Annotated in this window: 28 protein-coding genes and 5 pseudogenes; 12 read left to right on the top strand and 21 right to left on the bottom strand. The window is 66.3% G+C overall.

The features are described 5' to 3' along the window. Positions 1-10: 10 nt before the first annotated feature. The 5 genes and pseudogenes from GNX96_RS26100 to GNX96_RS26075 form a co-directional block, all read right to left on the bottom strand. A complete protein-coding gene (locus GNX96_RS26100; RefSeq protein WP_279581517.1) occupies positions 11-292 on the bottom strand; it encodes a hypothetical protein in 282 nt (93 codons plus the stop codon). A gap of 717 nt (positions 293-1,009) precedes the next feature. Continuing rightward, positions 1,010-1,156, bottom strand: coding sequence for a hypothetical protein (locus GNX96_RS26095; protein WP_163570127.1), 147 nt, complete (start codon positions 1,154-1,156; stop codon positions 1,010-1,012). Positions 1,157-1,607: 451 nt separating this feature from the next. Further along, the gene (locus GNX96_RS26090) at positions 1,608-2,588 is read right to left on the bottom strand and encodes an NADPH:quinone reductase (protein WP_163570125.1); all 981 of its coding nucleotides are present in this window, start codon (positions 2,586-2,588) and stop codon (positions 1,608-1,610) included. Then, positions 2,585-3,704 (bottom strand): annotated as a pseudogene (locus tag GNX96_RS26080) (alpha/beta fold hydrolase). The gene GNX96_RS26090 and the pseudogene GNX96_RS26080 overlap by 4 nt, the downstream one beginning before the upstream one ends. A 107-nt stretch (positions 3,705-3,811) precedes the next feature. Then, positions 3,812-4,720 carry a LysR family transcriptional regulator gene (locus GNX96_RS26075; protein ID WP_163570119.1) on the bottom strand — a complete coding sequence of 303 codons (909 nt, stop codon included), beginning with the start codon at positions 4,718-4,720 and terminating at the stop codon, positions 3,812-3,814. A 182-nt stretch (positions 4,721-4,902) separates the two neighbouring features. On the opposite strand from GNX96_RS26075, the pseudogene GNX96_RS26070 reads away from it, so the two are divergent. Then, positions 4,903-5,472, top strand: a pseudogene (locus GNX96_RS26070) (dihydrofolate reductase family protein). Positions 5,473-5,576: 104 nt separating this feature from the next. Here GNX96_RS26070 and GNX96_RS26065 read toward each other — a convergent pair. Both GNX96_RS26065 and GNX96_RS26060 read right to left on the bottom strand, forming a co-directional pair. Further along, complete coding sequence (locus tag GNX96_RS26065) at positions 5,577-6,791, bottom strand: FAD-dependent monooxygenase (RefSeq protein ID WP_279581514.1); 1,215 nt, start codon at positions 6,789-6,791, stop codon at positions 5,577-5,579. A 75-nt stretch (positions 6,792-6,866) separates the two neighbouring features. Beyond that, complete coding sequence (locus tag GNX96_RS26060; protein WP_163570117.1) at positions 6,867-7,427, bottom strand: dihydrofolate reductase family protein; 561 nt, start codon at positions 7,425-7,427, stop codon at positions 6,867-6,869. A 387-nt stretch (positions 7,428-7,814) separates the two neighbouring features. Between GNX96_RS26060 and GNX96_RS26055 the strand changes: the two genes are divergently transcribed. From GNX96_RS26055 to GNX96_RS26045, 3 genes are read left to right on the top strand one after another with little or no spacing between them, the layout of a single operon-like run. Next, positions 7,815-9,755: an ATP-binding protein gene (locus GNX96_RS26055; RefSeq protein WP_163570115.1), complete on the top strand. Its 1,941-nt coding sequence runs from the start codon at positions 7,815-7,817 to the stop codon at positions 9,753-9,755. 13 nt (positions 9,756-9,768) lie between these two features. Beyond that, entirely contained in the window at positions 9,769-10,383 is a 615-nt protein-coding gene (locus tag GNX96_RS26050) for a hypothetical protein (protein WP_163570113.1), read from the top strand. Then, entirely contained in the window at positions 10,334-10,657 is a 324-nt protein-coding gene (locus tag GNX96_RS26045; RefSeq protein ID WP_163570176.1) for a helix-turn-helix domain-containing protein, read from the top strand. Before GNX96_RS26050 ends, GNX96_RS26045 begins: the two co-directional genes overlap by 50 nt. Before the next feature lie 274 nt (positions 10,658-10,931). On the opposite strand, the pseudogene GNX96_RS64860 reads toward GNX96_RS26045, so the two are convergent. From GNX96_RS64860 to GNX96_RS26035, 3 genes and pseudogenes are all read right to left on the bottom strand, one after another. Continuing rightward, positions 10,932-11,015 (bottom strand): annotated as a pseudogene (locus tag GNX96_RS64860) (LuxR C-terminal-related transcriptional regulator); the annotation flags it as partial. Next, positions 10,993-11,472 carry a response regulator gene (locus tag GNX96_RS26040; protein ID WP_390624151.1) on the bottom strand — a complete coding sequence of 160 codons (480 nt, stop codon included), beginning with the start codon at positions 11,470-11,472 and terminating at the stop codon, positions 10,993-10,995. The gene GNX96_RS26040 and the pseudogene GNX96_RS64860, both read right to left, overlap by 23 nt. Continuing rightward, complete coding sequence (locus GNX96_RS26035) at positions 11,469-12,311, bottom strand: sensor histidine kinase (RefSeq protein ID WP_279581513.1); 843 nt, start codon at positions 12,309-12,311, stop codon at positions 11,469-11,471. The genes GNX96_RS26040 and GNX96_RS26035 overlap by 4 nt, the downstream gene beginning before the upstream one ends. An 86-nt stretch (positions 12,312-12,397) precedes the next feature. On the opposite strand from GNX96_RS26035, the gene GNX96_RS26030 reads away from it, so the two are divergent. Beyond that, on the top strand, positions 12,398-12,838 hold the full coding sequence (locus GNX96_RS26030) for a hypothetical protein (RefSeq protein ID WP_163570110.1): 441 nt from the start codon (positions 12,398-12,400) through the stop codon (positions 12,836-12,838). On the opposite strand, the gene GNX96_RS26025 is transcribed toward GNX96_RS26030, so the two are convergent. Next, the gene (locus GNX96_RS26025; RefSeq protein ID WP_163570108.1) at positions 12,806-13,186 is read right to left on the bottom strand and encodes a hypothetical protein; all 381 of its coding nucleotides are present in this window, start codon (positions 13,184-13,186) and stop codon (positions 12,806-12,808) included. The two genes, GNX96_RS26030 and GNX96_RS26025, sit on opposite strands and share 33 nt — an antisense overlap. 253 nt (positions 13,187-13,439) lie before the next feature. On the opposite strand from GNX96_RS26025, the gene GNX96_RS26020 reads away from it, so the two are divergent. Further along, positions 13,440-14,090 (top strand): DUF1345 domain-containing protein, encoded by a 651-nt coding sequence (locus GNX96_RS26020; protein WP_279581512.1) that lies wholly within the window; start codon positions 13,440-13,442, stop codon positions 14,088-14,090. Positions 14,091-14,465: 375 nt separating this feature from the next. Here the strand turns inward: GNX96_RS26020 and GNX96_RS26015 are convergent, their stop codons facing one another. From GNX96_RS26015 to GNX96_RS55280, 3 genes and pseudogenes are all read right to left on the bottom strand, one after another. Next, the gene (locus tag GNX96_RS26015) at positions 14,466-15,557 is read right to left on the bottom strand and encodes an MFS transporter (RefSeq protein WP_279581511.1); all 1,092 of its coding nucleotides are present in this window, start codon (positions 15,555-15,557) and stop codon (positions 14,466-14,468) included. Further along, positions 15,553-15,609: pseudogene (locus GNX96_RS64855) on the bottom strand (hypothetical protein); the annotation flags it as partial. The pseudogene GNX96_RS64855 and the gene GNX96_RS26015, both read right to left, overlap by 5 nt. A gap of 140 nt (positions 15,610-15,749) precedes the next feature. Next, a complete protein-coding gene (locus GNX96_RS55280; RefSeq protein WP_279581510.1) occupies positions 15,750-16,280 on the bottom strand; it encodes a hypothetical protein in 531 nt (176 codons plus the stop codon). Between GNX96_RS55280 and GNX96_RS64850 the strand changes: the two genes are divergently transcribed. After that, positions 16,182-16,487, top strand: a complete 306-nt coding sequence (locus GNX96_RS64850) for a CGNR zinc finger domain-containing protein (protein ID WP_390624157.1) — start codon at positions 16,182-16,184, stop codon at positions 16,485-16,487. The genes GNX96_RS55280 and GNX96_RS64850 overlap by 99 nt on opposite strands. Here the strand turns inward: GNX96_RS64850 and GNX96_RS26005 are convergent. The 7 genes and pseudogenes from GNX96_RS26005 to GNX96_RS55270 form a co-directional block, all read right to left on the bottom strand. Next, on the bottom strand, positions 16,471-16,839 hold the full coding sequence (locus GNX96_RS26005) for a beta/gamma crystallin domain-containing protein (protein WP_163570106.1): 369 nt from the start codon (positions 16,837-16,839) through the stop codon (positions 16,471-16,473). The two genes, GNX96_RS64850 and GNX96_RS26005, sit on opposite strands and share 17 nt — an antisense overlap. A gap of 33 nt (positions 16,840-16,872) precedes the next feature. Beyond that, complete coding sequence (locus GNX96_RS26000; RefSeq protein WP_163570104.1) at positions 16,873-17,259, bottom strand: hypothetical protein; 387 nt, start codon at positions 17,257-17,259, stop codon at positions 16,873-16,875. Positions 17,260-17,661: 402 nt separating this feature from the next. Further along, the gene (locus GNX96_RS25995; protein WP_163570103.1) at positions 17,662-18,132 is read right to left on the bottom strand and encodes an SRPBCC family protein; all 471 of its coding nucleotides are present in this window, start codon (positions 18,130-18,132) and stop codon (positions 17,662-17,664) included. After that, positions 18,120-19,023, bottom strand: a pseudogene (locus tag GNX96_RS25990) (RNA polymerase sigma-70 factor). Before GNX96_RS25990 ends, GNX96_RS25995 begins: the two are co-directional and overlap by 13 nt. Positions 19,024-19,082: 59 nt before the next feature. Further along, entirely contained in the window at positions 19,083-19,583 is a 501-nt protein-coding gene (locus tag GNX96_RS25985) for a hypothetical protein (RefSeq protein WP_163570102.1), read from the bottom strand. Positions 19,584-19,830: 247 nt separating this feature from the next. Continuing rightward, positions 19,831-20,271, bottom strand: a complete 441-nt coding sequence (locus GNX96_RS55275; RefSeq protein ID WP_279581532.1) for an LLM class flavin-dependent oxidoreductase — start codon at positions 20,269-20,271, stop codon at positions 19,831-19,833. Then, a complete protein-coding gene (locus GNX96_RS55270; protein WP_279581509.1) occupies positions 20,154-20,567 on the bottom strand; it encodes an LLM class flavin-dependent oxidoreductase in 414 nt (137 codons plus the stop codon). Before GNX96_RS55270 ends, GNX96_RS55275 begins: the two co-directional genes overlap by 118 nt. A 195-nt stretch (positions 20,568-20,762) precedes the next feature. Here GNX96_RS55270 and GNX96_RS25975 point away from each other — a divergent pair, with 195 nt between their 5' ends. The 5 genes from GNX96_RS25975 (at position 20,763) to GNX96_RS55255 (ending at position 22,812) form a co-directional block, all read left to right on the top strand. Next, complete coding sequence (locus tag GNX96_RS25975; RefSeq protein WP_163570100.1) at positions 20,763-21,269, top strand: TetR/AcrR family transcriptional regulator; 507 nt, start codon at positions 20,763-20,765, stop codon at positions 21,267-21,269. Between the two features lie 138 nt (positions 21,270-21,407). Then, positions 21,408-21,626 (top strand): ferredoxin, encoded by a 219-nt coding sequence (locus GNX96_RS25970; RefSeq protein WP_163570098.1) that lies wholly within the window; start codon positions 21,408-21,410, stop codon positions 21,624-21,626. Continuing rightward, the gene (locus GNX96_RS55265; RefSeq protein WP_279581508.1) at positions 21,626-21,988 is read left to right on the top strand and encodes a hypothetical protein; all 363 of its coding nucleotides are present in this window, start codon (positions 21,626-21,628) and stop codon (positions 21,986-21,988) included. Before GNX96_RS25970 ends, GNX96_RS55265 begins: the two co-directional genes overlap by 1 nt. Next, a complete protein-coding gene (locus GNX96_RS55260) occupies positions 21,885-22,592 on the top strand; it encodes a cytochrome P450 (RefSeq protein WP_279581507.1) in 708 nt (235 codons plus the stop codon). The genes GNX96_RS55265 and GNX96_RS55260 overlap by 104 nt, the downstream gene beginning before the upstream one ends. Further along, positions 22,558-22,812, top strand: coding sequence for a cytochrome P450 (locus GNX96_RS55255; protein WP_279581506.1), 255 nt, complete (start codon positions 22,558-22,560; stop codon positions 22,810-22,812). Before GNX96_RS55260 ends, GNX96_RS55255 begins: the two co-directional genes overlap by 35 nt. The last annotated feature ends 7 nt before the right edge of the window (positions 22,813-22,819 follow it).

The following is a 22,819-nucleotide window of genomic DNA, read 5'->3' as shown; positions in this document are numbered from 1 at the left end:
CAGGATTGGACTAAGCAACCTGCTCGGCGTACAGCGCCCACGGCGCGTTATTGGGATTGGTGTCCTGCACACAGAACCAACTATTGTTATAGCCGTTGTAGTGAGCGACCCCGTACTGATTGCACAAATCCAAGGTCGAGAACCCGCGAACGTATGCGAAGTTGTCGGGCGAAAAAGCGGATACCGGCATTACCGCAGCAGCAGCGGCCTCCGTCGCACCGAAAACCGAAGCGCCCGCCAGGACTCCTACACAGATGCATTTCATCAGCGTCGTCTTCACGTACTCATCCATTCCCTAGTCTCTTGGCCAGGCATATACCTCATACTTGACCGGCCTGGTGGTAGCGATTACTCGCTATATCAATCCGTGCCTGGCTTACCGCGCATCGAATTGTTCGAGGTCCGTCGGTCATTACGGCTGTGCGATCAGTTACGCCAGCAGGTGACCCCGCCGACCGGAGTGACGCCACCGGGAACCTGCTGCCAAAACTGCTCACACACCAGGTCGTTGGTGTACGTCTGACCCGGTCCCGGGTAAAGCGGCGTCCAGGCGCCTGCCGGCCAGAGCTGGGTCGGCGAGTCGTAGTGGTATCCACGCGGTCCGGTGAAGTGGAAGTGGCCCTTGAATCCGTCGTTGAGCAGCTTTGCCTTTAACCGAGGGGACGTAGTCCGTGCAGGCGTTGATGTCCACGTAAATCTCGGTCGAATCGCCCGTCTGGGTGCCGGCCAGGCACCAGTTCGGACTCGCGACCCCAGCGTTGGCGGGGGCGACGAACCCGAACCCGACCGACGTCACGGCGACTCCCACCGCAACAGCAACAAAAGAAAGAAACGCTTGAACTTCACGTTTGCGAACCTTTCGGAGGTGGTTGGGCCGACGCTTTGTCTACCGCACTCTGGTTGTTCGGAATCGGGGCGTGAGCGTCGAACGACAAACCCCGAACAACCGATCCGCGCGGGGCCCGGGGCGGGCACGGCAGACGGCCCAGGCAGGTCCGATGAGGAATTGTCATGTTCCGGGGGGCGAGCAGTGCCCGGCAATCTGCCAGTGGAGCTTGGCCGTGGCCTCGTCGTTGTCCAGTTCGGCAGCTTCGTGACTGGTCACTTCAGCAACATCACTGACCTGCTTCAACCAGGTACGCAGCGACTGCTGCACGGTGTGACAAGTCGTGGATAGAGCGTATATATGGCGCCTAGTTACGGCCTGCAGACTCAAAAAGCTGGGCACTACTAAGCCGGCGGTGTCGTACTGGACAAACGTCGTGGAGTGGGCGAGGGGCGTGACGGATGTGAGTCCGGTGGCGCCCTGCAGGATGTACCGGCAGGGAGCTGGGTTCGGCTTTGTTTCGCCTGGCTTTTTCGTCGAGAGTGGGGTTTTGTCCCACTCTCGACGTCGAGAGTGGGGTTTTGTTCGGCACTCGACAGGTGCGGCGCCGTGGAGCGGTCAGTCGATAGCGCGCGAAGGCCTCGGCGGCTCGGTGCCGTTGGCGCTGGTCACCGGCCTGATGCTGCAGTGGCTGGTGGATCCGGCCACGGCCCCCGTCCAGCGAACAGGTAGCCGCCGAGCTCACCGCCCTGCGCGGCCGTACGTGACCCTGCCGGCTCCGTCAGGCAATGATGACGGTCTTGCCGATCAGCCGGCCCTGCTCGACGGCTTCGTGTGCGGTGGCGATGTCGTCCAGGGCGTACCGGGCGGCGATCGGATGGGTGAGGACGTCCCGCTCCAGCAGCCGCGTGACGTCGTCGACGGCCGCGCTCAGCTCCGCCTCCGGCATGACGAAAACCAGCACCAGCCGGATGGTCACCCCCCGGCGCATCAGCGAATAGAACGGCAGGCCCGGTTCGGGCGTGGCATCGGAGGCATAGCTCGCGATCACCCCGTTGGTGGCGATCACGGCCGAGGTGAGGGGCAGGTTCGCGCCGAAGGCGACGTCGACGACCCGGTCGACGCCGCCGCTGGCCAGGTCGAGGATCGCGGTGGCGGCGTCGGGCTCGCGGTAGTCCACAACGTGGTGGGCGCCGGCTTCGCGCGCGGCGGCTTGCTTGCGCGGCGTACTCGCCGTCGCGATGACCGTGGCGCCGCCGTGCCTGGCCAGCTCGATCGCGTAGTGCGCGACGCTGCCGGCTCCCCCCGTGACCAGAACAGTGCGACCGTCCACGGGCCCGTCCGCGAACACGCACCGGTGCGCCGTCAGGGCCGGTACGCCCAGGCACGCGCCGGCTTCGAAGGACGTGTTGGCCGGCAGGCCGATCGCCTGAGCCGCTGGTACGACCACGAGTTCGGCGGACGTGCCGTACGACTGCCGATGGTTGGCCGAGTGGATCCACACCCGCTCGCCGATCCGCCCGGCCGGTACGCCCGGACCGACCCGGTCGACCACCCCGGCGCCGTCGTCACCGGGCACGACCCTGGGCGTACGCATCGCCCGATTGCCGGCGCCGGAGCGCCGTTTCACGTCGGCGGGGTTGATCCCGGCCGCCGCGACGCGTACGCACAGTTGCCCGGAACCCGGCTCCGGGTCGGGAAGTTCGCCGACGACGAGCACGTCACCGGCCGGCCCGTTCCGCTCATACCAGGCCGCTTTCACGACTGTGGCAGGAAATCAGACAGCGCGGCGGCGACCCGCTCGGGCTGTTCGAGCGTCTGCATGTGCGGGGTGCCGGGCAGTTCCTGGTACGTCGCGCCTGGGATGCGGCGGGCGATGCCGCTCATGATCTCCGGTGTGGTGGAGACGTCCCGTTCGCCGGCCAACACCAGGGTCGGCCCGCCGAAGTCGGCCAGTTTTCCTTGTACGTCAAGGCTGATGAACGACCGCCAAGCCGCTGCCCAGTCCCGCGGGTTCCCGCGCAGCACCCGCTCGCGGGCGTACCGGACGCCCCAGCCGCCGACCGCCAGCGCCTCGGGGGTGAACCAGCGGGTCAGCGACGGTACGACCTGCGCGCGCATGCCGTCGGTCTCGCCGGACCGGGCGCGACTTTCGAAGGCGTCGAAGGGATAGTCGGTGGTGGAGAGCAACGCGAGCGACGCCACCCCGGTCCGGCCGCCGGACCGCGGCGGCCTGGACGATGCCACCACCGTAGGACAGACCGACCAGGTGTGCGCGCTCGATCTTCAGCGCGTCGAGCACCCCGAACAGGTCGTTGGCGGTGTCGGCCATGGTGAACGGGGTCGGCGAGCCGGCGGCCCAACCGTGACCGCGCACGTCGTACGCGTACACCCGGCGGCCGTCGGCGAGCTGGTCCAGGACCGGCTCCCACATCCGCCAGTCCAGGCCGAGCGCGTGCACCAGGACGACGGCCGGTCCACTGTCGCCGCGCTCGGCGACCACCGTCTCGTGGTCGCGCAGCTGTACGCGACGCAGTTCGGCCGGTCGCGCTATGCCGGCCTCGGCCAGCACCTCGTCGACGACCCGCAGCGCGTTGAGCGCACGGGGAAATCCGGCGTAGACCGACACGTGTTCGCACAACGCGCGGAGCTCAGAAGCCACGATGCCGTGGTCCAGCGCGGCCCGTGTGTGTACGGCGAGCTGCGGCTCGGCTCCGCCCAGCGCGGCCAGCACCGCGACGGTCGCGAGTTCGCGTCCGGCCCGGTCGAACTCGGCCTGGGACAGGGTGCCGCCAAACGCTCCCTCGACCACCGCGTCGTACAGCTGGGGTGAGCGGCGCCGCACCTCGGCCAGCGTCTGCCCAGGTGAGCTGCCCATCAGGCCTTTGAATTCCGACTCACCACGTGCGTATCGATTCACTATCCGCTCCCAAGTCCGGTCTGTTGACTCCAGCCTGAGCAGCACGCAGTGAGATGTCCAAGAGCTTATAGAGCTGATGGTGAGTCGGAATGCTTATCAAGATGCTGGATGGCGAAATCGAGGAACGCGGTCAAAGCCGGCGCCGGCCGGCGTTCCGCGGACCAGGCCAGGGCCGGCGACCAGGTCGGCGCCGGCCGCAGCTGGATGACTTCGACCGGCGGGCCGGCCTCCTCCGCGACCGTTCGGGGCATGATCGCGACCGCCAGGCCGGCGTTGGCGACCATCCGGGCGGTGCCGTACTCGCGGGCCTCGAAGCGGATCTGTGGCCTGGCGCCGGCCGCCGCGAGGGCCGCCACGATCGACTCCCGTACGGCCGAGCCGGGGCTGTAAAGCAGCAGGTCCACGCCGTCGAGGTCGGCGATGCGTACCTGCTGCCGGCCAGCCAGCGGACCATTCGCGCCGGTGACCAGGACGAGTGGCTCGCGGCCGAGCGGGTGATAGGCCAACCGGATGTCGTCCGGGCTCGGCGGCGCACCCAGTGTCGCCGCGTCGAGCTGGCCGGCGTGCAGGTCGCAGACCATGGCGCTGGTGCTCTCCTCCCGCAGCTCGACCACGATCAGCGGATACTGCTCACCGAACCTGGCGAGCATCCGGGTCAGTGCCGCGGCCAAGCCGCGGGCGGTGCCCAGGCGCACCCGGCCGCGGGTGCCGCCGGCCCAGCCGGACATCTCCTCGTCCACGGCGGTCAGGTCGGACAGGATCCGCTCAGCGTGCGTCAGCAGCGCCCGGCCGGCGGCGGTGATCTCGACCCGATGGTTGTCCCGCTCGAACAGCGTGACCCCCAGCTGCCGCTCCAGCTTGCGGATCTGCTGCGACAGCGCCGGCTGCGCGATCCGCAGCTGCGCGGCGGCGCGAGTGAAGTGCAATTCTCGCGCCACCGCACGGAAATACTCCAGCTGCTGCGAACTGATCATTGCTGGATGATCTCACCACCAGCTCCATCATGTCTTAGACATATCGCAGCCCGTCGGGAAAGCTCACCGTCGAGGAACGCATCCGCGAAACCCAGCCGGCCCAGCAAGCGTGAAGCTCTCGGCAAGTCCGCCCATAGCGTCCCAAGCAATCGAACGACAACCCCTCGCTCAAGGAGAGCATCATGGCCGCGACCTACACCTTCGACATCTTCTCCAGCCTCGACGGCTTCGGCTCATTCAACGGCGGCAACTGGGGCGGCTACTGGGGCAAACAAGGCCCGGAGTTCCTCGAACACCGTCTCGCCTTGTACGGCCAGAAGCAGCGGATGGTGTTCGGGGCCAACACCTATCGGCAGTTCATGAGACTCCTTGGCCCCAGCACCAAAATGCTCGACCCAGTGAACACCCGAATGAGAAACCTACCGACAACGGTAATCTCAACCACCCTCACAGGACCCCTCGACTGGCCAGACGCCACCCTCGTGAACGGCGACGCCGTCGACATCGTCGCCAAACTCAAAGAACAGTCCGAGGTGCCGTTGCGCTCAAACGGCAGCCTGTCGATGAACTGGGCACTGATGGCCGCCGGGCTAGTCGACCGCATCCAGTTGACCGTTTCCCCGTGATCACCGGGCAAACCGGAACCGAACCAATTCCACGGCGCAGCCGACTTCGACCTCGAATTACTCGAAAGCCGCACACTCGACGGCCACACCCAAGAGCTCACCTACCGGCCAACCGTGCACATCTGAGTTCACATAGCCACCTTCATCTTCCGGAAACGTGACCGTTGGTGCGGTGCTCGGGTACGAAATCACCGAGCACCCAACTGGTTCACCGCGTACGAGGCGATGGCCTACGGCTTGGCCGACGAGGTGATCGGCGTTCCGGTCGGGGCCTCGGAGTCCGGCACCCCTGCGTAGTCGGGCAGTTCGACGCCGTTGATCGCACGCTCGATCAGCTCCATGTCCCACTCGGGCTCCGTACCCGGCTCAGTGGCCGGACCGGGGAGGAGGCTGCGCACGTGCAACCGACCGATCTCCTGGTTGGCCTCGACGAACGAGCGCATCCGCCGCTCATAGCCGGCGAACCCGGCCGCCGGGTCCCACTCGGCGCAGGCCAGCTCTCCGGCCAGCAGGTACGCGCCGACCAGGGCCAGTCCGGTGCCTCCCCCCGACATCGGCGACGAGCTGAACGCCGCGTCTCCGAGCAACCCCACCCGTCCGCTCGACCAGCGGTCCATCACCACCTGCGCGACCTGGTCAAGATAGAAGTCCGGAGTGTCGTCCAGATGCGCGAGGATGCGCGGAGTCAACCAGCCAAAATCGGCCATCTGCTCGCGCAACAGGCCCTTCTGCGCCTCAACGTCACGGTAGTCAACATCGAAATCGGCCGCGGGGAAAGAAAGCATCGCCATCGCACGGCTGGCGTCCGGAAGCGGCCGCAGGCCGGCGGAGCGCCCGGACTCCTGGTAGTCGAGCAGCCAGCGACCCAGCTCGAACTCGTTGGGCACACTGTAGAAAGCCAACACCAGCCCGAGATGGCGGATAAACCGCTCACGCGGCCCGAAAACCATCGCTCGCAGCGACGAGTGCAGCCCATCCGCGCCGACCACCAGATCAAAGCGCCGCCGGTCACCGCCCGCGAAGACCACGTCGACCCCGTCGGCGTCCTGGCTAAGCTCGGCGATCCGGTCGTCGAAGACGTACTCGACACCATCCCGAGTGTCGTCGTAGATCACCCGGGACAGGTCCCCGCGCAAGATCTCGACCTCCGAGATATATCCGTCGCCGCCGTCGTCCTCCGCGCGGAAGGTCTCCAGCACGTTCCCGTCCACGTCCACTGTGTACGCGCCAGCGGTGTCGGTGCGCGCCGCGCGTACCGCCGCGTCCAGCCCCATCCGCCGAATGACCTCCTTGGCCACCCCGCGCGCGTCCACCGCCTGCCCACCCGGACGCAGTCCAGGGGCCCGCTCGACCACGGTCACCTCGGCTCCGCGCCGACGCAGCCAATGGGCCAGCGCTGGCCCCGCGATACTCGCTCCCGCCACCAACACCTTGGTACCGCTCACTGCCGCGCCTCCTTTTCTCGTGCACCCTCGACACCCTGGCCAGAGGTTGGCGTCAGATCGCCCTGCTTGCGGACTTTACTTGTCCGCTGGTACGTAACAGAGTTCGAGGATTCCGGACGACGAGAAGGTCGTGCATTTCACCAGGCGCAGCCGTACGGCCGCGGCCAACTCGGGGAACAGGGGCGCGCCTTTGCCGGTGACGGCGGGGAGCACCCACAGTCGGTATTCGTCGACCACGCCGAGCTTGATCAGCGAGTGCTGGAACTGGGTGCCGCCGGCGGCGACGAGATCCTTGCCGGGCTCGGCCTTGAGCTTGGCGATCTCCTCGGCCGTGTCACCGCCCGCGATCCGGGTCTCGGGCCAGTCATCAGCGGTTTTGAGGGTCCGGGAGAACACCACCTTGGGGATCTCGTTCATCGCCTTGGCGGACGGGTGAACAGAGGCGGGCCAGTAACCAGCCATAGCCTCGTACGTGTTCCGGCCCATCAAGAAGGCCCCAGCCTCCCACAGTCGGGCAACGAAATACTCCTCCTGCTCGAGGTCGTCAATTCCCATCATGACGTCCCGGATCCCATTGTCCCCGTCAGCACTTTTACCATCAAGCGAAACATAAAATCCCAGAATCAACTTACGCATCCAGTCCTCCAACTGATTGTTCCCGCGCTGGGACGATCCAGTGCGGGCCGGCGCCCCTTTTGTGAGCGCTCAGGTGATTCCAAGGGGCTTTGATCACGTACATCTGGTCGTCGCGCCGCTTGTACGACCCCTTCACGACAACGTCCGACCTATTCCTGCGGAATGCCATCGGTACGCCCGCGGAAATCCGTCTGTACCGATAAACGCGAATCGCGGCGTAATGTGCGAGTTGATCACCTCCTGGGAAATCGGCTTAGGGAGCTCGTCGAGGACTTTCGGGCGCTCCATCACGTTGATCCCTTCGGCAATGAATACGCTGGGGCAAGTCTGCATCGCCGACCGGCCAGCGTCGTCACCAGATCTGATGAAAACCGAGGAAGTCGAGCAATGATCAGCTCTGTGCTGATCGGTCGCGGCAGCGAGCGAGCCAGCATCGACGCCGCGTACCAGCGGGCGCGGCGGGGGGGGGCGGTCACCGTGCTGGTGTCCGGCGAAGCCGGCATCGGCAAGTCACGGCTGGTGACCACCGCGACCGCCGACCTGCCCGGCGAGCCGCTCCTGCTGGCCGGCGGTTGCCTGGAGGTCGGCGCGAACGCCGCGCCCTACGTCCCGTTCGTGGCAATCCTGCGCGACCTGGTACGTCAGCTCGGCCGGGCCGGCGTCGACGCGTTGCTGCCGCTCGACGGGTCCGCGCTGGCCGCCTGGCTGCCCGGCCTGACGCCCGCGCCAGCCGGCCGTACGCGCCTGCTCGAGGAGCTGTTGACGCTGGTCAGCAGGGCTGCCGCCCGCCGCCCAGTGGTGTTGGTGGTCGAGGACCTGCACTGGGCGGACGCGTCCAGCCGAGAGGTCTTCGTCTATCTGGCCCGCAACCTGACCGACCGGCCGGTCCTGCTGCTGGCCACCGTGCCCGGCGAACTGGCCTCCGGCCACCCCGGCCGCCAGGTGCTGGCCGAGCTCGGTCGGCGCGGCGACGTCGTACGAGTGGATCTGCCACCACTGGGCCGGCCGCACGTCGCCGAGTTGCTGGCGGCGATCGGCGGGCGTACGCCGGATCCCGTACGCAGCAGCCTCATCCATCGGCGCAGCGGCGGCAATCCGCTGTTCGTCGAGGCGCTCCATGCCACCGAGGACTTCGAAGGCAACCTGAGAACACTGCTGCTCGACCGCGTCGCCGCCCTGCCTGCGCAGGCACAATCCCTGCTGCCGGTCATCGCGGTCGCCGGCACGACCGTGTCCGAAGAGCAACTGCTGACCGTCGGCGAGCTGCCGGAAGTCGATCTGCACAGCGCGTTGCGAACGCTGGTCGACCACGAGCAGCTCGTCGTACGGGACGACGGCTACGCCATTCGGCACGACCTGATCCGCGAGGCGGTCTATAAGGCGCTGCTGCCGCACGACGACCGGCGGCGGCTGCACCGGCGGTACGCGCGGACTGTCGCCGATCCGGCGGCGCTGGCCGAGCACTGGACCGCGGCCGGCGAGCCGGCGCTGGCGCTGCCCGCCGCTTTGCTGGCAGCGGACCTGGCGCGCCAGCAGTACGCGTACGACGAAGAGCTCAACCTGCTCGAACGCGCGCTCGACCTGTGGCCGCGAGTTCCCGGCGCCGAGCAGCTGACCAGGACCGACCAGGTATCGGTCCACGAACGCGCCACCGCCGCGAGTTTTTCGGCCGGCAACTCGGCCGCCGGCATGGCGCACGGCACCGCGGCCATCGCGGGCCTGGACCCCACGGCCGAACCGGTCCGGGTGGCGCGGCTGCTGGAGCTGCGCGGGCGGCTACGCAACCGGATCGACTCGGGTGGCCGGGCGGACGTGGAGGCCGCCGTCGCATTGGTGCCGCGGGGTGTGGCCGATGACGTACGCGGTGAGTTGCTCGCCGCGTTGGCGTTCGTCGCGGCCATCGACGCTATTTCGGCACCTGCCGGCGCGCCGCGACCGAGGCACTGCGGCTGGGGAGCGGTCGGGGACCCGCCTTGCTGGCACTTGGATACGCCGAAAACGCGGATGGCAACGTCCAGCGCGCGTCCGAGCTTTACGTGCAAAGCCGCCAAGAGGCCGAAGCCGCGGGTGACCACCACACGTACCTCACCAGCATGCAATGGCAGACGACCTCGATGGGTGTGGCCGGCGACTTCGAGGCGGTGGCCGAGCTGGCGCGGGCCGGTCAGCGGGCCGCGGAGCGGTTCGGCCAGGGTCGCTCACGAGGAAGCATGCTGGCCGCATGCCGGACCTGGGCCTTGGCACAGCTTGGTCGGTGGGACGAGGCCATCGAGGTGGCGGAAGAGGCGCTCGCCGATGATCCGCCACCTCTGTACGCCGCCGCACTGAGGTCTGAGCCGCGATGATCGCACTCCGGCGCGGCGACCAGGACCGCTTCGCGGACCTTGCCGGCCGGCTGGAGGACTTCGCGAACCGCCATCCCGGCTCCCCGGAGATCGCCAGAACAGTCGGCTATGTCGCCATTTCCGGTCCGCTGGAGCGAGGCGATCTGGACCTGGCAGACCAGCTCGTCGGGAATTTCCTCGCCGCGCCACCAGATGACTGGCCGCTGTCCCCCGACCGCCTGTGGGTCGTACTGGCCGCGGCGCGCACGCAGCGAGCACGGCTGGCCACCCAACCGCGGAACCGGCAGGTGGTCGCCGAGGTCGCGGCACGGCTTCAGGCTCTTCGGTCACTGCTTGCCGGGGCTTTCGGGATCTCAGTGCTACCCGCGCTCCCAGCCGCGCAGCTGGTGACTTTCCAAGCATTGGCGGGAAAAGGGTCACTCAAAGAGTGGGATGCGGCGGCTGCGGCCTGGCGTGACCTCGGCCATCGGTACGAGCTGGCGTCGGCACTGACCGCCGGAGCCGCGGTCGCTCTGGCGGTCAGCAGTCGATCCAGTGCCCGGCTGCGGCTGCGCGAGGCGCATGATCGCCGCCGATCTGCGGGCCGCGCCGCTGCTGTCACGGATCGATGATCTCGCCGTACGCGCACGGCTGGACGAACAGCGGGAGCCGGCCGGCGCGGACTTCGGGCTGACCCGCCGCGAGCTGCAGGTCCTGCGCGTACTCGCGAAAGGCCATTCCAACGCGAGCATCGCCGTCGAGCTGTTCATCTCCACCAACACGGTGGCGAGCCACGTGCAGCGCATCCTGACCAAACTCGGCGTCGGTACGCGTACCGAGGCGGCCGCCCTGGCGCACCGCCACGCACTGCTGGCGAATACTCCGAACAGCCCGGGCAAAAACTAGCCCACCGCGGGTTCGAGGCCTCCAAGTATTCGGTAACCACCACTGAGCCACACCGCACTCCGCGATCGTCACCGTGACCTGCCGACTTCCCGATCCGGTGGTGTCCACTGTGGACCCTGATGCCCAGCTGGCTCTTTCCGTTAGGGAGAGGGCATTCCTGGATGGATGAGCCCCGGTCTCGTAGGCGAAAATGACAGCGTGCACGCGGTCCGGGTAGTCCGAGCTTGGTGAAGATGCGGCTGACGTGAGCCTTCACCGTTCCCTCGGTGAGGAACAGCTTCGCGCCGATGGCGGCGTTGGATAATCCGTACGCGATCAGTTCGAGGACTTCTCGTTCACGGTTGGTGAGGGCTGCCACCGCGGCGGCGGCTGGCGGGGTCGCTGGCCGGCATCGCGTCGACGAACCGCTCGAGCAGCCGGCGGGTGGTGGTGGGGGCGATCACCGCCTCGCCGGCGGCGATCACCCGGACCGCGTGGATGAGTTCGCTGGCCATGGTGTCCTTGAGCAGGAACCCGCTGGCGCCAGCCCGCAAGCCCGCGTACACGTACCGGTCGAGGTCGAAAGTGGTCAGGATGATCACCTTCGGCGGCTCGGGCCGGGCCAGGATGCGGCGGGTGGTCTCGACTCCGTCGAGACCGGGCATCCGGATGTCCATCAGCACGATGTCCGGTGCGGTTCTCGCGACGGTGCTGATCGCCTCGATCCCGTCCGCGGCCTCACCCACCACCTCGAGGTCTTCGGTGTTGGCGAGAATCAACCGGAAGCCGGTACGTACCAGCTCCTGGTCGTCGACCAGCACCACGCGGGTGGTCATGGGACCACCGTGGTGGGCAGCCGAACCCACACTCGATAGCCACCGTCGGGCTTGGGTCCGACCTCGAGATCCCCGCCGAGCAGCGCCGCGCGTTCCCGCATCCCGCGTACGCCATGGCCTGGCTCGATCGGCTCGGTCGGGCCGGTGCCGTGATCGGTGACCTCGAGGAGAATCTGGCTGTCCTCATATCTGAGGCGAACCGCAGCGCACGGATCGGGGCCGGCGTGTTTGACCACGTTGGTGAGTGCCTCCTGGGCGATGCGATAAGCGGATACGTCGATTGTTGGCGGGAGTGCGCGTACGACCCCCGTCGACGCTGAAGTCGACCGGCATGCCGGTGTCCCGGATCCGGTCGATGAGCGAGGGAAGCTGGCGGGTGCCAGGCTGCGGCCGCCAGTCGACCGAGCGATCCGGCGAGTCCTGCAGGACATCAAGGAGCCGGCGCATCTCGGCCAGCGACTGCCGCCCGGTGTCCACGATCGCATCCAGCGCCAGCCGCGTGTCCGGGCTTTCGCTGTCCAGCGCCGCGGCCCCCCCCCCTGCGCCTGGACGACCATGACCGACAGACTGTGTGCGACGACATCGTGCAGTTCCCGGGAGATCCGGGCGCGTTCAGCGGCGACCGCCAGCGCGGCCAGCCGCACCTGGTCCCGTTCGCCGTCCGCGGCGTGCCGCAGCGCCTCCTCCAAATACGCACGGCGATGCCTGGGCGCCTGCCCCGCCAGCCAGCCGAGGCAGAGGATCAGCACCAACACGTCGAACCCACCCCAGCTGGTGGGTACATGCGTACCGTGCGGATCCAGCTGCAGGTTCTTGTAGACAGGTTTGGCGAAGGACACCTGCTGGGAACTGAAACGCCTTGGCCGCCGGACTGACGGCGTCCACATAGGACGACCAACCGAACAGGGCCAGCAGGGCGACCGCGGTGGCCGCCAGCGAGACCGTAATCCGGTGCTGGTCGACCACCGCGAACAGCGCGATCAACACGGCGGCGTCGGCAGGCAGCACCCCCATCCCCACGACATGTGGTAAATCGCCATCGCCACGGTGGACCAGAAGACGAGCACCGGATAACTCCGGCGGCACGGCAACGCGGCGAGCGCGACGGCGGTGGCGATCCACCACCCCCCAGCACGGCCGGCACCCGATCGGCACCAAACAGCACCAGCGCTTTGTCACCCAGGAAACTCACATTCGCCAGGGCCAGCGAGCCGCCGGCGAGGACCACCGCAAGGGCAGCGTCGACGACGAGCGGCCGCCGCACCGTACGCACCGCGTCCATGGCCAACCTCCAGCGCAGGTGATCAGTGTCCCGAGTGTGCGCCGCGGGACACTAGCGAACCACGACCACCACGGCCTGCAGTGATCCAGGCTTGGCCTGCCAGCCCTTGACGACCACGTTCTCGCCGACCGCGAGGGTCGCCGGTTTTCCAGCTGTCGTCACGATGGAGGTCTTGGGCGTCAGCAGCGCGGTGGCGCTCCCGGTCGCGGTCGCGGTCCGCAGCACGACCGCCTGCCCGCCCTTCACAGTCTTGAGAGCGGTCACGACGCCGTTGGCGTTCAGCGGCGCGCCAGGCGGCTTTGGCTTGCTGCCCTTCTCCACGTGACTGGAGTTCGGGGCCGTCGCGTAGGCAGTGGTCGCGATTGCGCCACCGCCGAGGATGCCGACCGCCACCACGGCGACCGCCACCAGTGCCCATCTAGGTGTTCTCATCTGGCTGACACTTCCTTCCGAATACTCGACCGGACCAGTCGCCCGATCGCCAGGTCTACTCTCCGGCAGCGGGTCCTCAACCGGCATCTGTCTCAGGACAGTGATCCCAAGTGGATACCGGCCGACGATCCGGGTCTGAGACCACTGCGGCGAGGGGCCGCCGTTCTGCGGGCGGTGGCGCCGGCTGGCATGGTGGATTCACGCTCAGGGACCGCGGCGGGCACCACCGGCGAGGCCGGGCATCGGAGGCGCAGTGACGACCGAGGTAGCCAGAACAAGTACGGTCACCGCCAGGGTCCGGGTCATGGTGGCCGCCGCCGCCGGGATCGTGGCAGGCGCGCTGTGCACCACCGCTTTTGGCTGGCGGTACGCAATCCTGGTGGGTTGGATGTGCGCCGCCGCCGTTTTCGTGGGTTGGGTCTGGATCACCATCTGGCCGATGGACGGCCCGAGCACCCGCAAACACGCGATTGCCGAGGATCCCGGGCGTACGCTCACCGATCTTCTGGTGGTCGGCGCGGCACTGGCCAGCCTGGCCGCGGTCGGCCTGCTGCTGCTGGCCACCTCGACCGGCAGCCAGAAAGACATCCAAGCCGGCCTGAGTGTCTGCAGCGTCGCGCTGTCCTGGTTGAGTGTGCACACCGTTTTCACCACCCGCTACGCCCGAATCCACTACTCCGACCACGCACACGGCGTTGACTTCAATGAGGACGACGACGCTCGTTACAGCGATTTCGCCTACCTGGCGTTCACCATCGGGATGACCTTCCAAGTCTCGGACACCGATCTGACGACCAAGAACATCCGCCGGACCGCCCTCCGCCACGCGTTAATCTCGTATGTCCTGGGTGCCGTGGTCATCGCAGCCACCATCAATCTCGTCGTAGGACTAGCCAACAACTGAGACCCGCCGTCGCGACCCGGAAACCGCCCCTAACCAGGAAGGTGATTCCTTGGCGACCTCGCGTCACCACGGAAATGGTCTCGCCAATCTTTCCGCACTCAGGAAGACATCCCCGCGGCCCGTTAGCGAGGCAGATCGAGAATAGTTACGCTGTCGCAGCTCTCCGCCAGACGACGGTACCGTTCAATGCGTCCCCGCCGCGGCATCATCCGATCGGGAGGGTGAGTTCCATGCGAAATGCCCTCGCCGCGTGTTTGGACGCCGAAAGCACGGCCATAGTGAATAGGTACCAGGGGCGCGGCTGACATGCCTTCAAACGCCAGACCAGGCGGATGGCGCGATGGTGGCAGTATTGGTGAGCGGCCACACCCTGGGCTATTGCCGCTCCGGCACACTCGTTCCGGCCGCCTTACTGTCCGTCCCCTTCGGCTGAAATTCAGCCTTTCCAGGGCGAGTCGCGGCCCGGACCATGGCGGGTTGCAGGGCCGCGAGCAGCAGGCAGGCAAGCGCCATCGCGGTCCACAAGCCGACCGGCCCGGCATGCTGAAGCAGTTGCGTTCCCAAAATCGGGGCGGCGATACCCGCGATGCCCCAACTGGTGCCGTAGACCGCCAAGTATCGCCCTTTGCCGCCGGGCGGGGCCAGACCAGCTACGAGTGCGTAGGCGCGGCCAACGAGGAGCAGATCGCCCACGCTCCACACCACGGTTGCCGCCAGGTATGCGGGCAGGCCGCGAGCGAACCCGTATCCGGCAAGTCCCAGTGCCAACAATCCATAGCCGACAACGAAGGCGGCGGGCGCGGACATTGTGGAGAGCAGGCGCCAACGCATCAGCGGTTGTCCCGCGGCGATAGTCAGTGCGGAGGTGGTGAACAACAAGCCCGCGTCTGAAGGACTCATTCCGGCCCGGTCCAAGGCGAGCGGGAGCGTGATCATGATCTGGAGGTAGATGATCGCGAACAACGTTCCGGCGGCGAGCATGCGGAGCAAGACGCGATCGCGCCACGGAGCAATCACAGGCTCCGGATCGGTTGTCTTCACTGCTGCCGCGCGACGGTCCGCGGGTAGTACGAGGCGCACGGTGAGGGCGCAGAGCAGGCACGTGAGGGCGTCGATGACGAACAGCCACCGTAGGTCCCAGCGGCCCACGAATGCCGCCAGCAGGCCCGCACCCATACCCGCTGCGGCCAGCGCCACGTTCAGCAGGCCGTACGCACGGACCTGCTCATTCGGTGCCACGACGTCGGCGATCATCGCCTGACTTGGCGGTTGATAGATCTCGAAGACCAGGCCCAACAGCACCGCACAGCAGATGACCATCACCAGGCCATTCGCGGCGGCGAGGCCCAGTTGTGCCACCGCGCACCCCGCCCAGACCAACCACGATCGTCCGGCGTCGGCCGATTCGGTCGGCCAGCCGCCCGCCGACCAGCCGAGAAGGGATCGTGGCGAGACCGAAGGCGGCACTGACGCATCCGGCGACAGTTGCGCTGGCCCCGAACCTCGTGGTGATGAGCACGGTAAGAAACGACAGGGAAAACGCGCCCAGCCGGTTCACTGCTCGCGCCACGATCAGCAGCCGCACCGCACGTGGCAACTCTTGCACGAACCCTCCCGGTCGTCACCAGCGAACCTGCTATCGTCGGTGACGCATAGACACTAAAGGGCGAAGGAGTGACCAGTCAAGTGATGTTCGATGGTCACGTAGCGGCGCTCCTCGAGGTGGCCGTCTCGCTCGTAAACGCGCTGACCGACGGAGCCCGGCAAGGCCGTGCGTACACCGCCCCACAGGGTGACCAACTCCCCCAAGCCGTTCGCGACACGCTGCCGCCCGCCCGTGACCGCGCCGCGGTCGAGCCGAGGCACGCTGTCTATCTCGCGCACGCGAGCCGCCAGATGCGAGCGGTCTTCGACGCCGTGGACAGTGGCCACACCGACCGGGCCGCTGAACTCGTGAACGTCCTGATGCGCACCACCGGCGCTCGCCCTCAACTCGACCGCGTCGACAACGAGCCCTGGCAACTTCACTTCCACGGCACCGACGACAGCTTCTCGGTGGGATGGACCGCGGGATGCGCCGCCGCCCTCGCCCTGGCCATCGGCAGCGATCTCGCTGGCCGCCTCGGAGTCTGCACAGCACCGCACTGCGACCGCGTCTACGTCGACAATTCCCGTAACGCCGTACGTCACTTCTGCTCTCCGACGCATGCCGCGGCCGAGTCAAGGCAGCAGCCTTCCGCGCCCGTAAGACCACACAGGACTGACAGTTTGATCCGTAGCCGCACAGTGTTGTTGACCACGGAACAATCCCGCACTCTCACGAGAGAAGTGCGGGATTGTCAACAACGAAGACGCAGTGCGCGATGTTCTGTTAGGCGGTTTAGTTGTCCGAGATAATGGTCAGAGAGAGAATATCCACCAGGGGCATCTTGCTATAATCACCTTTGGTGAACGCTCTGATTCTGCAGGTTTTTGTGCTCGGGTCCAGATAGGTGAAGGATCCCGAGTTGTTGCCCGCCTGAAAGTAGTCAACATCCGCGATATTCAGCGGGAGCGAGCCCGCGTACGCGAAACAGTACGAGTCGCCATCGGAAGTCGGAACGTCGAACTGGAAGTAGTCAATACCGGATTTACAGTTCATCGCCACAATGTTCGGGCTGGCTGCGGCCGCCTGCGCGTTGCTCGACACGAACAACGAACCGATCATGGTCACGGCGATCGCACTCGCGGCCAGGCAGCCACGTTCCATCTCTTCGACATTTTCGTCTCTCCTGTTCGGTGCCTAGCGGGCCCAGATACGGAACGAGCGGACATGGTCGTTACATACATCGCCAACGTAGGGAATAGGGCCGCCGTCAGCCGGCGACTCCTGGCTGAAACACGGGGATCCTTGGCGGTTGATCGTCGTGTAGATTTCCGCCGCAGTGCAGCGGTCATAACCGCGCATGGACGAGATGCCATTCAGCCAGGCGTTGTTCTCCGCGACATCATCGAACGAATACCCGGTAGCATCACAGGTGCCATTTCCGTGTGTGTCATAGTACGTGAACGAGCCGCCGAGATAGTTCTGGTCGGCGAATACAGTGACCAACGCGGTGTCCGCCGCACTGTCCGGCACCGCCAGCGCGGATTTTCCTGCCGCCGAACAACTCCGCGAGACAACCTTCATCGCTGACCGGCCCGGCGTGACGCGGTCCAAAAACACCGCGCACACAATGCTGTCCGGCCGAAGAAATCGGAGAAATTCTCCCCGTTGGCGGACTGCTTGCCGTTGCGGGGGCAGCCGTCACAGTCAACGCGGCAGCCATACACACTGCCGCGAAAACCAAGCTCACCACCCCAGATCGGGCTCTCATTGCTCTTGATTCTCCTTTTTCCGGATTTCGGCGACACTTTCCGCGCCGAGAGCAAACCTACCCAAAGTCGACCAAAAATCAATCTACATATGTCATCTTTTTCCTGGCTTTTGGTACGCTCAGGAAAGCGAAAGCTCGCGGGTTTCGAACGCAATAGCGCCAGGTCGCTTTCCCGTGCGGATCTTGACAACCACCGGGAAGCCCGAAAGAGCGGATCAGAGCGAGCGATTCGGTCCGGTGGATCCGGTCGTACGCAGAGCAGTGTCGGCGGTGTCGAGAATAGCGGTGAAGGCCCGAATGAGAAGCGGCCGGACCAAAAGCCGGGTGATGGTGGCGGCGAACGGCAACCGGACCTCGGCAGTGGTCGACCACCGCACGCAGGTGCCGCCGGGAACCTCGGTGAACGTCATCCGGCCGCCTTCATGGCGCGATGGCGGGATGCTTCGCTCGACGACATAGTCGAAACCACGCGGCCGGTGGTACGCCGTGATGCGCTCACGGAACCAGCCGATCACCCACGTGTGCAACCGGATCGCACCGACGCCGTACGGCGCACCGCTGCCGGCCCGGGCCAACCGTGCGCGCAGCACCCATCGGCTGCGGGTGTAGTTGGTGGTCGTCGCCAGCCAGTCGAAGACTTCCTCGACCGGTGCCGCTACCACCCGCTCGACGGTCACCTCTTCCACTCGTCGTCCTTTCCGCGGGTGATCTGCCGGACAAGCGCGGCGGTTCGCAGCTTTTCGGGGTTGCGTACGGCATAAAGCGCGCGAATTGCCGCGTCCTCGATTTCAAAGAGCAGCACGTAATCAAGACCCGTGCCGGCGGAAACCTCCACCGCTGGCAACGCGTTGTATCTCGTCACCGCCACTCGTACGCCCGCGGCCGACTTTCCGGCAATCCCCGCGACATACCGCGCGACCTCGGTACGTCCGGTGATCGGCCGGCGGGCGGCGGAGACCCGGCCACCACCGTCGGAAATATGCACGACTTCTGGTGCCATCAACTCCATCAACGCCTCGACGTCACCGGTACGAGCCGCGCGCAGGAAACGGTCGACGATCCGCGTCGCCGTGTCCGGGCTGAGGTCGAACCGCCGTCGCCGGGCCTGGACGTGCTCGCGAGCACGGTGCGCGATCTGCCGGACGGTGGGCTCGGCTTTTCCCACCAGCTCGCCAATCTCCCGGTGCGAATAGCCAAACACCTCGTACAGGACGAACACGGCTCGTTCACTCGGACTCAGTGTCTCCAGAACCAGCAGCATCGCCATCGACACCGACTCGGCCAGCAACGAGTCCGCGCTCGCGTCCGGCGCGGTCCGGATCGGCTCCGGCAGCCAGCTGCCGACGTAGGCCTCACGCCGTCGCCGTGCCGTCCGTCCGCAGCTCATTGATCGCCTGCCTGGTCACCGTCCGCACCAGGTAGGCACGCGGGTTGGTCACCGTCGAGGAATCGATGTGGCACCAGCGCAAATAGCTGTCCTGCAACACGTCCTCGGCATCGGCCACGCTGCCGAGAATCTCGTACGCGACGGTGAACAACAACGCTCGGTAGTCGCCGAAGATCTCCTCAGGTCCCACTCCACCCACCACCTCCGTCCTTACAGACACCGCCCAGGACAGAAAGGTGACATCGACGGCTACTGCGCGATGCCGTCCCGGCCGTGGGTGTTCAGAGTGTGACTGTTCAGCCGCCATTTGGCGTCATTCACGCCGACCAGATTCCCAGCGAGCGGAGCAAAGCGACCGCGAAGACGGTCACGATCCACGTCCAGAACAGGGTGAATCCGATGAAACCGGCAGTGTAGAGCCGCGAGGTCCGCCAGATCCGGGGCGGGAAAACGACGAACTGCGTCAGCCAGCGCATTCCCCAGAAGAGCGTCTCTCGCGGCCAGGATGGCAGTGGACAGTCGACTGGGCGTCAGCAGCTCAGCAGTGAGCACCAGCGGAGCGAATCCCAGAATCACGCAGGTGAGACCGATGTAATAGGTCTGGCTGTGAATCATCTGCCGGGTGAGCGGTCTCGCCGCTGCCAGGTCGGCGGACCAGCCGAGCAGCCGCGGCCAGCCGAAGTTGACTGCTCCCAGGATGATCGTGGCCACGCCCACCAGTTGCAGGTGGAAACTGAGGCTGAAAATCATCGTACGAATCCCGTCACTCGGACCGACGGTGTCATGGCACCTACAGTCACCCACTTAAGCGATCGCTTAAACCCGTCCACGAGCAGCACCGTAGCAAGATTTAAGCGATCGCTCAAGGTACGGTGATCACGCACACAGACCGGTCAAGCGTTGATGAGTTCGTCGGCGACCCAATGCGCGACGCCGACCGGGTACGGGTTGGACAGGCCAAGAACGACGTGCGTGAAACCGGCGTCGACCGCCTCGCCTATCGCTTTTCGAGTGACGGTTGGTTCGTCGTACGAGACGGGCAAGAAGACCGAGCGGGTGATCGAGGCGGGGCGCGGCCGATCTCCGCGCAGTAGCGGTCCAGGAGTGCGCTGCGGTTGACGAGGTCGTCCAGGTCACCGCCCGGGATGTTCCACACGTCGGCGTGTTCGGCGGCGACCCGCAGCGTCGCTGACGAACGGCCGCCAATGACGATTGGCGGGTGCGGGCTCTGGACCGGCTTGGGGTTGCCGTACGCGCCCTTGACCTGCACGTACGTACCGTCGAAATCGAACGGCCGCGGTTCGGTCCACAGTCGCCGAATCACCGTACAGGCCTCGGCAAGGCTCTCCACGGAGTGCGCGAAGTCATGGAACGGGAGCCCATGCCCTTCGTACTCGCGCCGCGCCAACGGGTGACTGGGCCTGGAGCCGGCGCCGATGCCGAAGTTGAGTCGTCCGCCGGACACGATGTCCACACAGTCGTCGTCGCCATCTTGGCCAGCATCGCCGGCGGCCGGAACCGGTTGCTGCTCACCAGCAGGCCGAGCCGCAGGCGCTGGGTCTGGGCGGCCAGGGCCGACAGCAACGTCCAGCCCTCGTAGATGGGGCCGTCCGGATCGCCGCCGATCGGCATGAGGTGGTCGAACAACCACGCGTGCTCGATCTCCGCAATCCCGTCGGCCTCCTGCCAGACGCGGAGAATGTCCTGGTAGTCGACCTGCATGGGTGCGGTCATGAGCCCAAAACTGGGGTGAGACATGTGTCGTACTTCCTCTCGTGGCCGCTCATCTGCCATCATGGTCAAGCGGAACGTTGTCCCGTTTAACGATACGGGACAGTGTCCCGTTTATCTAGGACGAGTCACAGGGAAGTGCAATGAAGGACATGGGCCGGCCCAAGAGGGGCGGACGCGCGGCGGAACGAGGCGGCTTTGCTTGATGCGGCGGCCGCGGTTTTCGTCACGTCCGGTGTGGAGGCGCCGGTACGGGACATCGCGGCCAAAGCCCAGGTGGGTACGGCCACGATCTACCGCCACTTCCCCACCCGCGCCGATTTGATCATCGCCGTCTACCGGCATCAAGTGCAGGCCTGCGCCCAAGCCGGCCCAGCTTTGTTGGCCAGCAACGAAACCGCGTACGCGGCACTGCGGCAATGGATTGACCTGTTCGTTGACTTCCTGGTCACCAAACACGGGCTCGCCGCTGTCCTGCGATCCGACAACGCCGGCTTCGACACGTTGCACGCGTACTTCCTCGACCGCCTTGTTCCGGTGTGCGCCCACCTGCTCGACGCGGCGGCCGACGCCGGCGAGATCCGCTCCGACGTACGAGCCCTGCAACTCATGCGCGGCGTCGGGAACCTCTGCGTCGGCGGCGATCACGACTACGACCCGCGTCAACTGGTCGAGCTCCTCATCGAAGGACTGCGGCAACCCTGAATCCACCGAAGTACCCGCCAGGTATCTTGCACTTCATGCAAAGTAACATCGGACATCTACTTGCACATACTGCAAGCATGGTTAGAGTGGGATGCGTAGTTCGCGAATATTTCGCAGACCGCCAGGAGGTGTCCAGCGATGAGGATCGTTGCCGATCGCGAGCGTTGTATCGGCGCCGGCCAGTGTGTACGGGTCGCGCCGGAGCTCTTCGACCAGGACGAATCCGAGGGGATTGTCGTGGTACTGCGCGAAAATCCGCCGCCTGAGCTAGCCGAGGCCGCCACTGAGGCCGCCCAGCTCTGCCCCAGCCAGGCCATTGCGATCGCCGCGGCCCTCAGCCAGGGAACGGCTTCCTGATGACGGAAAGCACCGCCGTCGCGTTCCCGTTCGCGGCACCGGGGCACCTGCAGCCGCCGGCCGAGTTCGCGGCGCTGCGGGAGGGCCAGCCGGTACGCCGGGTGGCGCTGCCGTACGGCGGCGAGGGTTGGCTGGTCACCCGCTATGCAGACGTGAAGACCGTGCTGGCGGATCCGCGGTTCTCGCGGGCCGCGGCGGTCGGCGCGGGACGTGCCGCGCAGCACACCGGTGCCGGCCCAGCCGGACAACCTGCTGTCGATGGACCCGCCCGAGCATTCCCGGCTGCGCCGGCTGGTGGCCAGCACTTTCACCATGAAGAACATCGAAAGCTGGCGTCCGCGTACCGAGCAGGTGGTGGCTGACCTGATCGATGGCATGCGCGCGAAGGGCGCGCCGGTGGACCTGGTCGACAATTTCTCGCTGCCGCTGCCGGTCACGGTGATTTGCGAGCTGCTGGGAGTGCCGGCGAAAGACCGGCATTTCTTTCAGCATTTCTCCCGGGTCATTCTCAGTACCACCGGCGCCACCGGCGAACAAGTCCAAGCCGCCCGCGCCGAGCTGGAAAACTATCTGGCCCACCACATCGCCGAACATCGCGAACAACCCCGCACCGACCTGCTGTCGCAACTCGTCGCTGCCCGCGACGACCAGGACCGCCTCACCGAGGCCGGGCTGGTCAACCTGGGCGTCACAATTTTGGTGGCTGGCCACGAAACCACCGCAAACCAGATCTCGAACTTCGTTTACACACTGCTGGACACCGGTCTCTGGGGCACGCTCGCCGCCCACCCGGAACGGCTCAACACCGCGATCGAGGAACTGCTGCGATATGTGCCACTGGGCAACGGCGGTGGCCTGGCGCGGATAGCCACCGAGGACGTGGAAGTCGGCGGCACGCTCGTGCGCGCGCGGGGAAGCGGTGATGGCCGCGATGGCTTCGGCGAACCGCGACGACACCGCCTTTGAGAACGCCGACGTCCTCGACCTGGAGCGTACGCGCAATCCGCACGTCGCCTTCGGTTTCGGGGTCCACCACTGTCTCGGCGCTCAACTGGCCCGAATGGAACTGCGGGTCGGCCTCGGCGCGTTGCTGACCGCATTTCCCCACCTGGCAGTGCATGAACAGCCCAGCTGGCGGGTCGGCACCTTGATCAACGGCCCGAGCGAGCTGTCGCTTTCCTGGTAGCCCTCCC

This window comes from Fodinicola feengrottensis (genome assembly GCF_010993775.1).
Classification (GTDB): domain Bacteria; phylum Actinomycetota; class Actinomycetes; order Mycobacteriales; family HKI-0501; genus Fodinicola; species Fodinicola feengrottensis.
This window is presented reverse-complemented; position numbering and strand designations above follow the sequence as displayed.

Excerpts from the sequence above, each read along its gene's own strand:
- GNX96_RS26100 (WP_279581517.1), bottom strand. The coding sequence starts at position 292 with ATGGATGAGTACGTGAAGACGACGCTGATGAAATGCATCTGTGTAGGA.
- GNX96_RS26075 (WP_163570119.1), bottom strand. The coding sequence starts at position 4,720 with ATGATCAGTTCGCAGCAGCTGGAGTATTTCCGTGCGGTGGCGCGAGAA.
- GNX96_RS26060 (WP_163570117.1), bottom strand. The coding sequence starts at position 7,427 with ATGCGTAAGTTGATTCTGGGATTTTATGTTTCGCTTGATGGTAAAAGT.
- GNX96_RS26055 (WP_163570115.1), top strand. The coding sequence starts at position 7,815 with ATGATCAGCTCTGTGCTGATCGGTCGCGGCAGCGAGCGAGCCAGCATC.
- GNX96_RS26050 (WP_163570113.1), top strand. The coding sequence starts at position 9,769 with ATGATCGCACTCCGGCGCGGCGACCAGGACCGCTTCGCGGACCTTGCC.
- GNX96_RS26045 (WP_163570176.1), top strand. The coding sequence starts at position 10,334 with ATGATCGCCGCCGATCTGCGGGCCGCGCCGCTGCTGTCACGGATCGAT.
- GNX96_RS26040 (WP_390624151.1), bottom strand. The coding sequence starts at position 11,472 with ATGACCACCCGCGTGGTGCTGGTCGACGACCAGGAGCTGGTACGTACC.
- GNX96_RS26025 (WP_163570108.1), bottom strand. The coding sequence starts at position 13,186 with ATGAGAACACCTAGATGGGCACTGGTGGCGGTCGCCGTGGTGGCGGTC.
- GNX96_RS26005 (WP_163570106.1), bottom strand. The coding sequence starts at position 16,839 with ATGGAACGTGGCTGCCTGGCCGCGAGTGCGATCGCCGTGACCATGATC.
- GNX96_RS26000 (WP_163570104.1), bottom strand. The coding sequence starts at position 17,259 with ATGAAGGTTGTCTCGCGGAGTTGTTCGGCGGCAGGAAAATCCGCGCTG.
- GNX96_RS25985 (WP_163570102.1), bottom strand. The coding sequence starts at position 19,583 with ATGATTTTCAGCCTCAGTTTCCACCTGCAACTGGTGGGCGTGGCCACG.
- GNX96_RS55270 (WP_279581509.1), bottom strand. The coding sequence starts at position 20,567 with ATGACCGCACCCATGCAGGTCGACTACCAGGACATTCTCCGCGTCTGG.
- GNX96_RS25970 (WP_163570098.1), top strand. The coding sequence starts at position 21,408 with ATGAGGATCGTTGCCGATCGCGAGCGTTGTATCGGCGCCGGCCAGTGT.
- GNX96_RS55265 (WP_279581508.1), top strand. The coding sequence starts at position 21,626 with ATGACGGAAAGCACCGCCGTCGCGTTCCCGTTCGCGGCACCGGGGCAC.
- GNX96_RS55260 (WP_279581507.1), top strand. The coding sequence starts at position 21,885 with ATGGACCCGCCCGAGCATTCCCGGCTGCGCCGGCTGGTGGCCAGCACT.
- GNX96_RS55255 (WP_279581506.1), top strand. The coding sequence starts at position 22,558 with ATGGCTTCGGCGAACCGCGACGACACCGCCTTTGAGAACGCCGACGTC.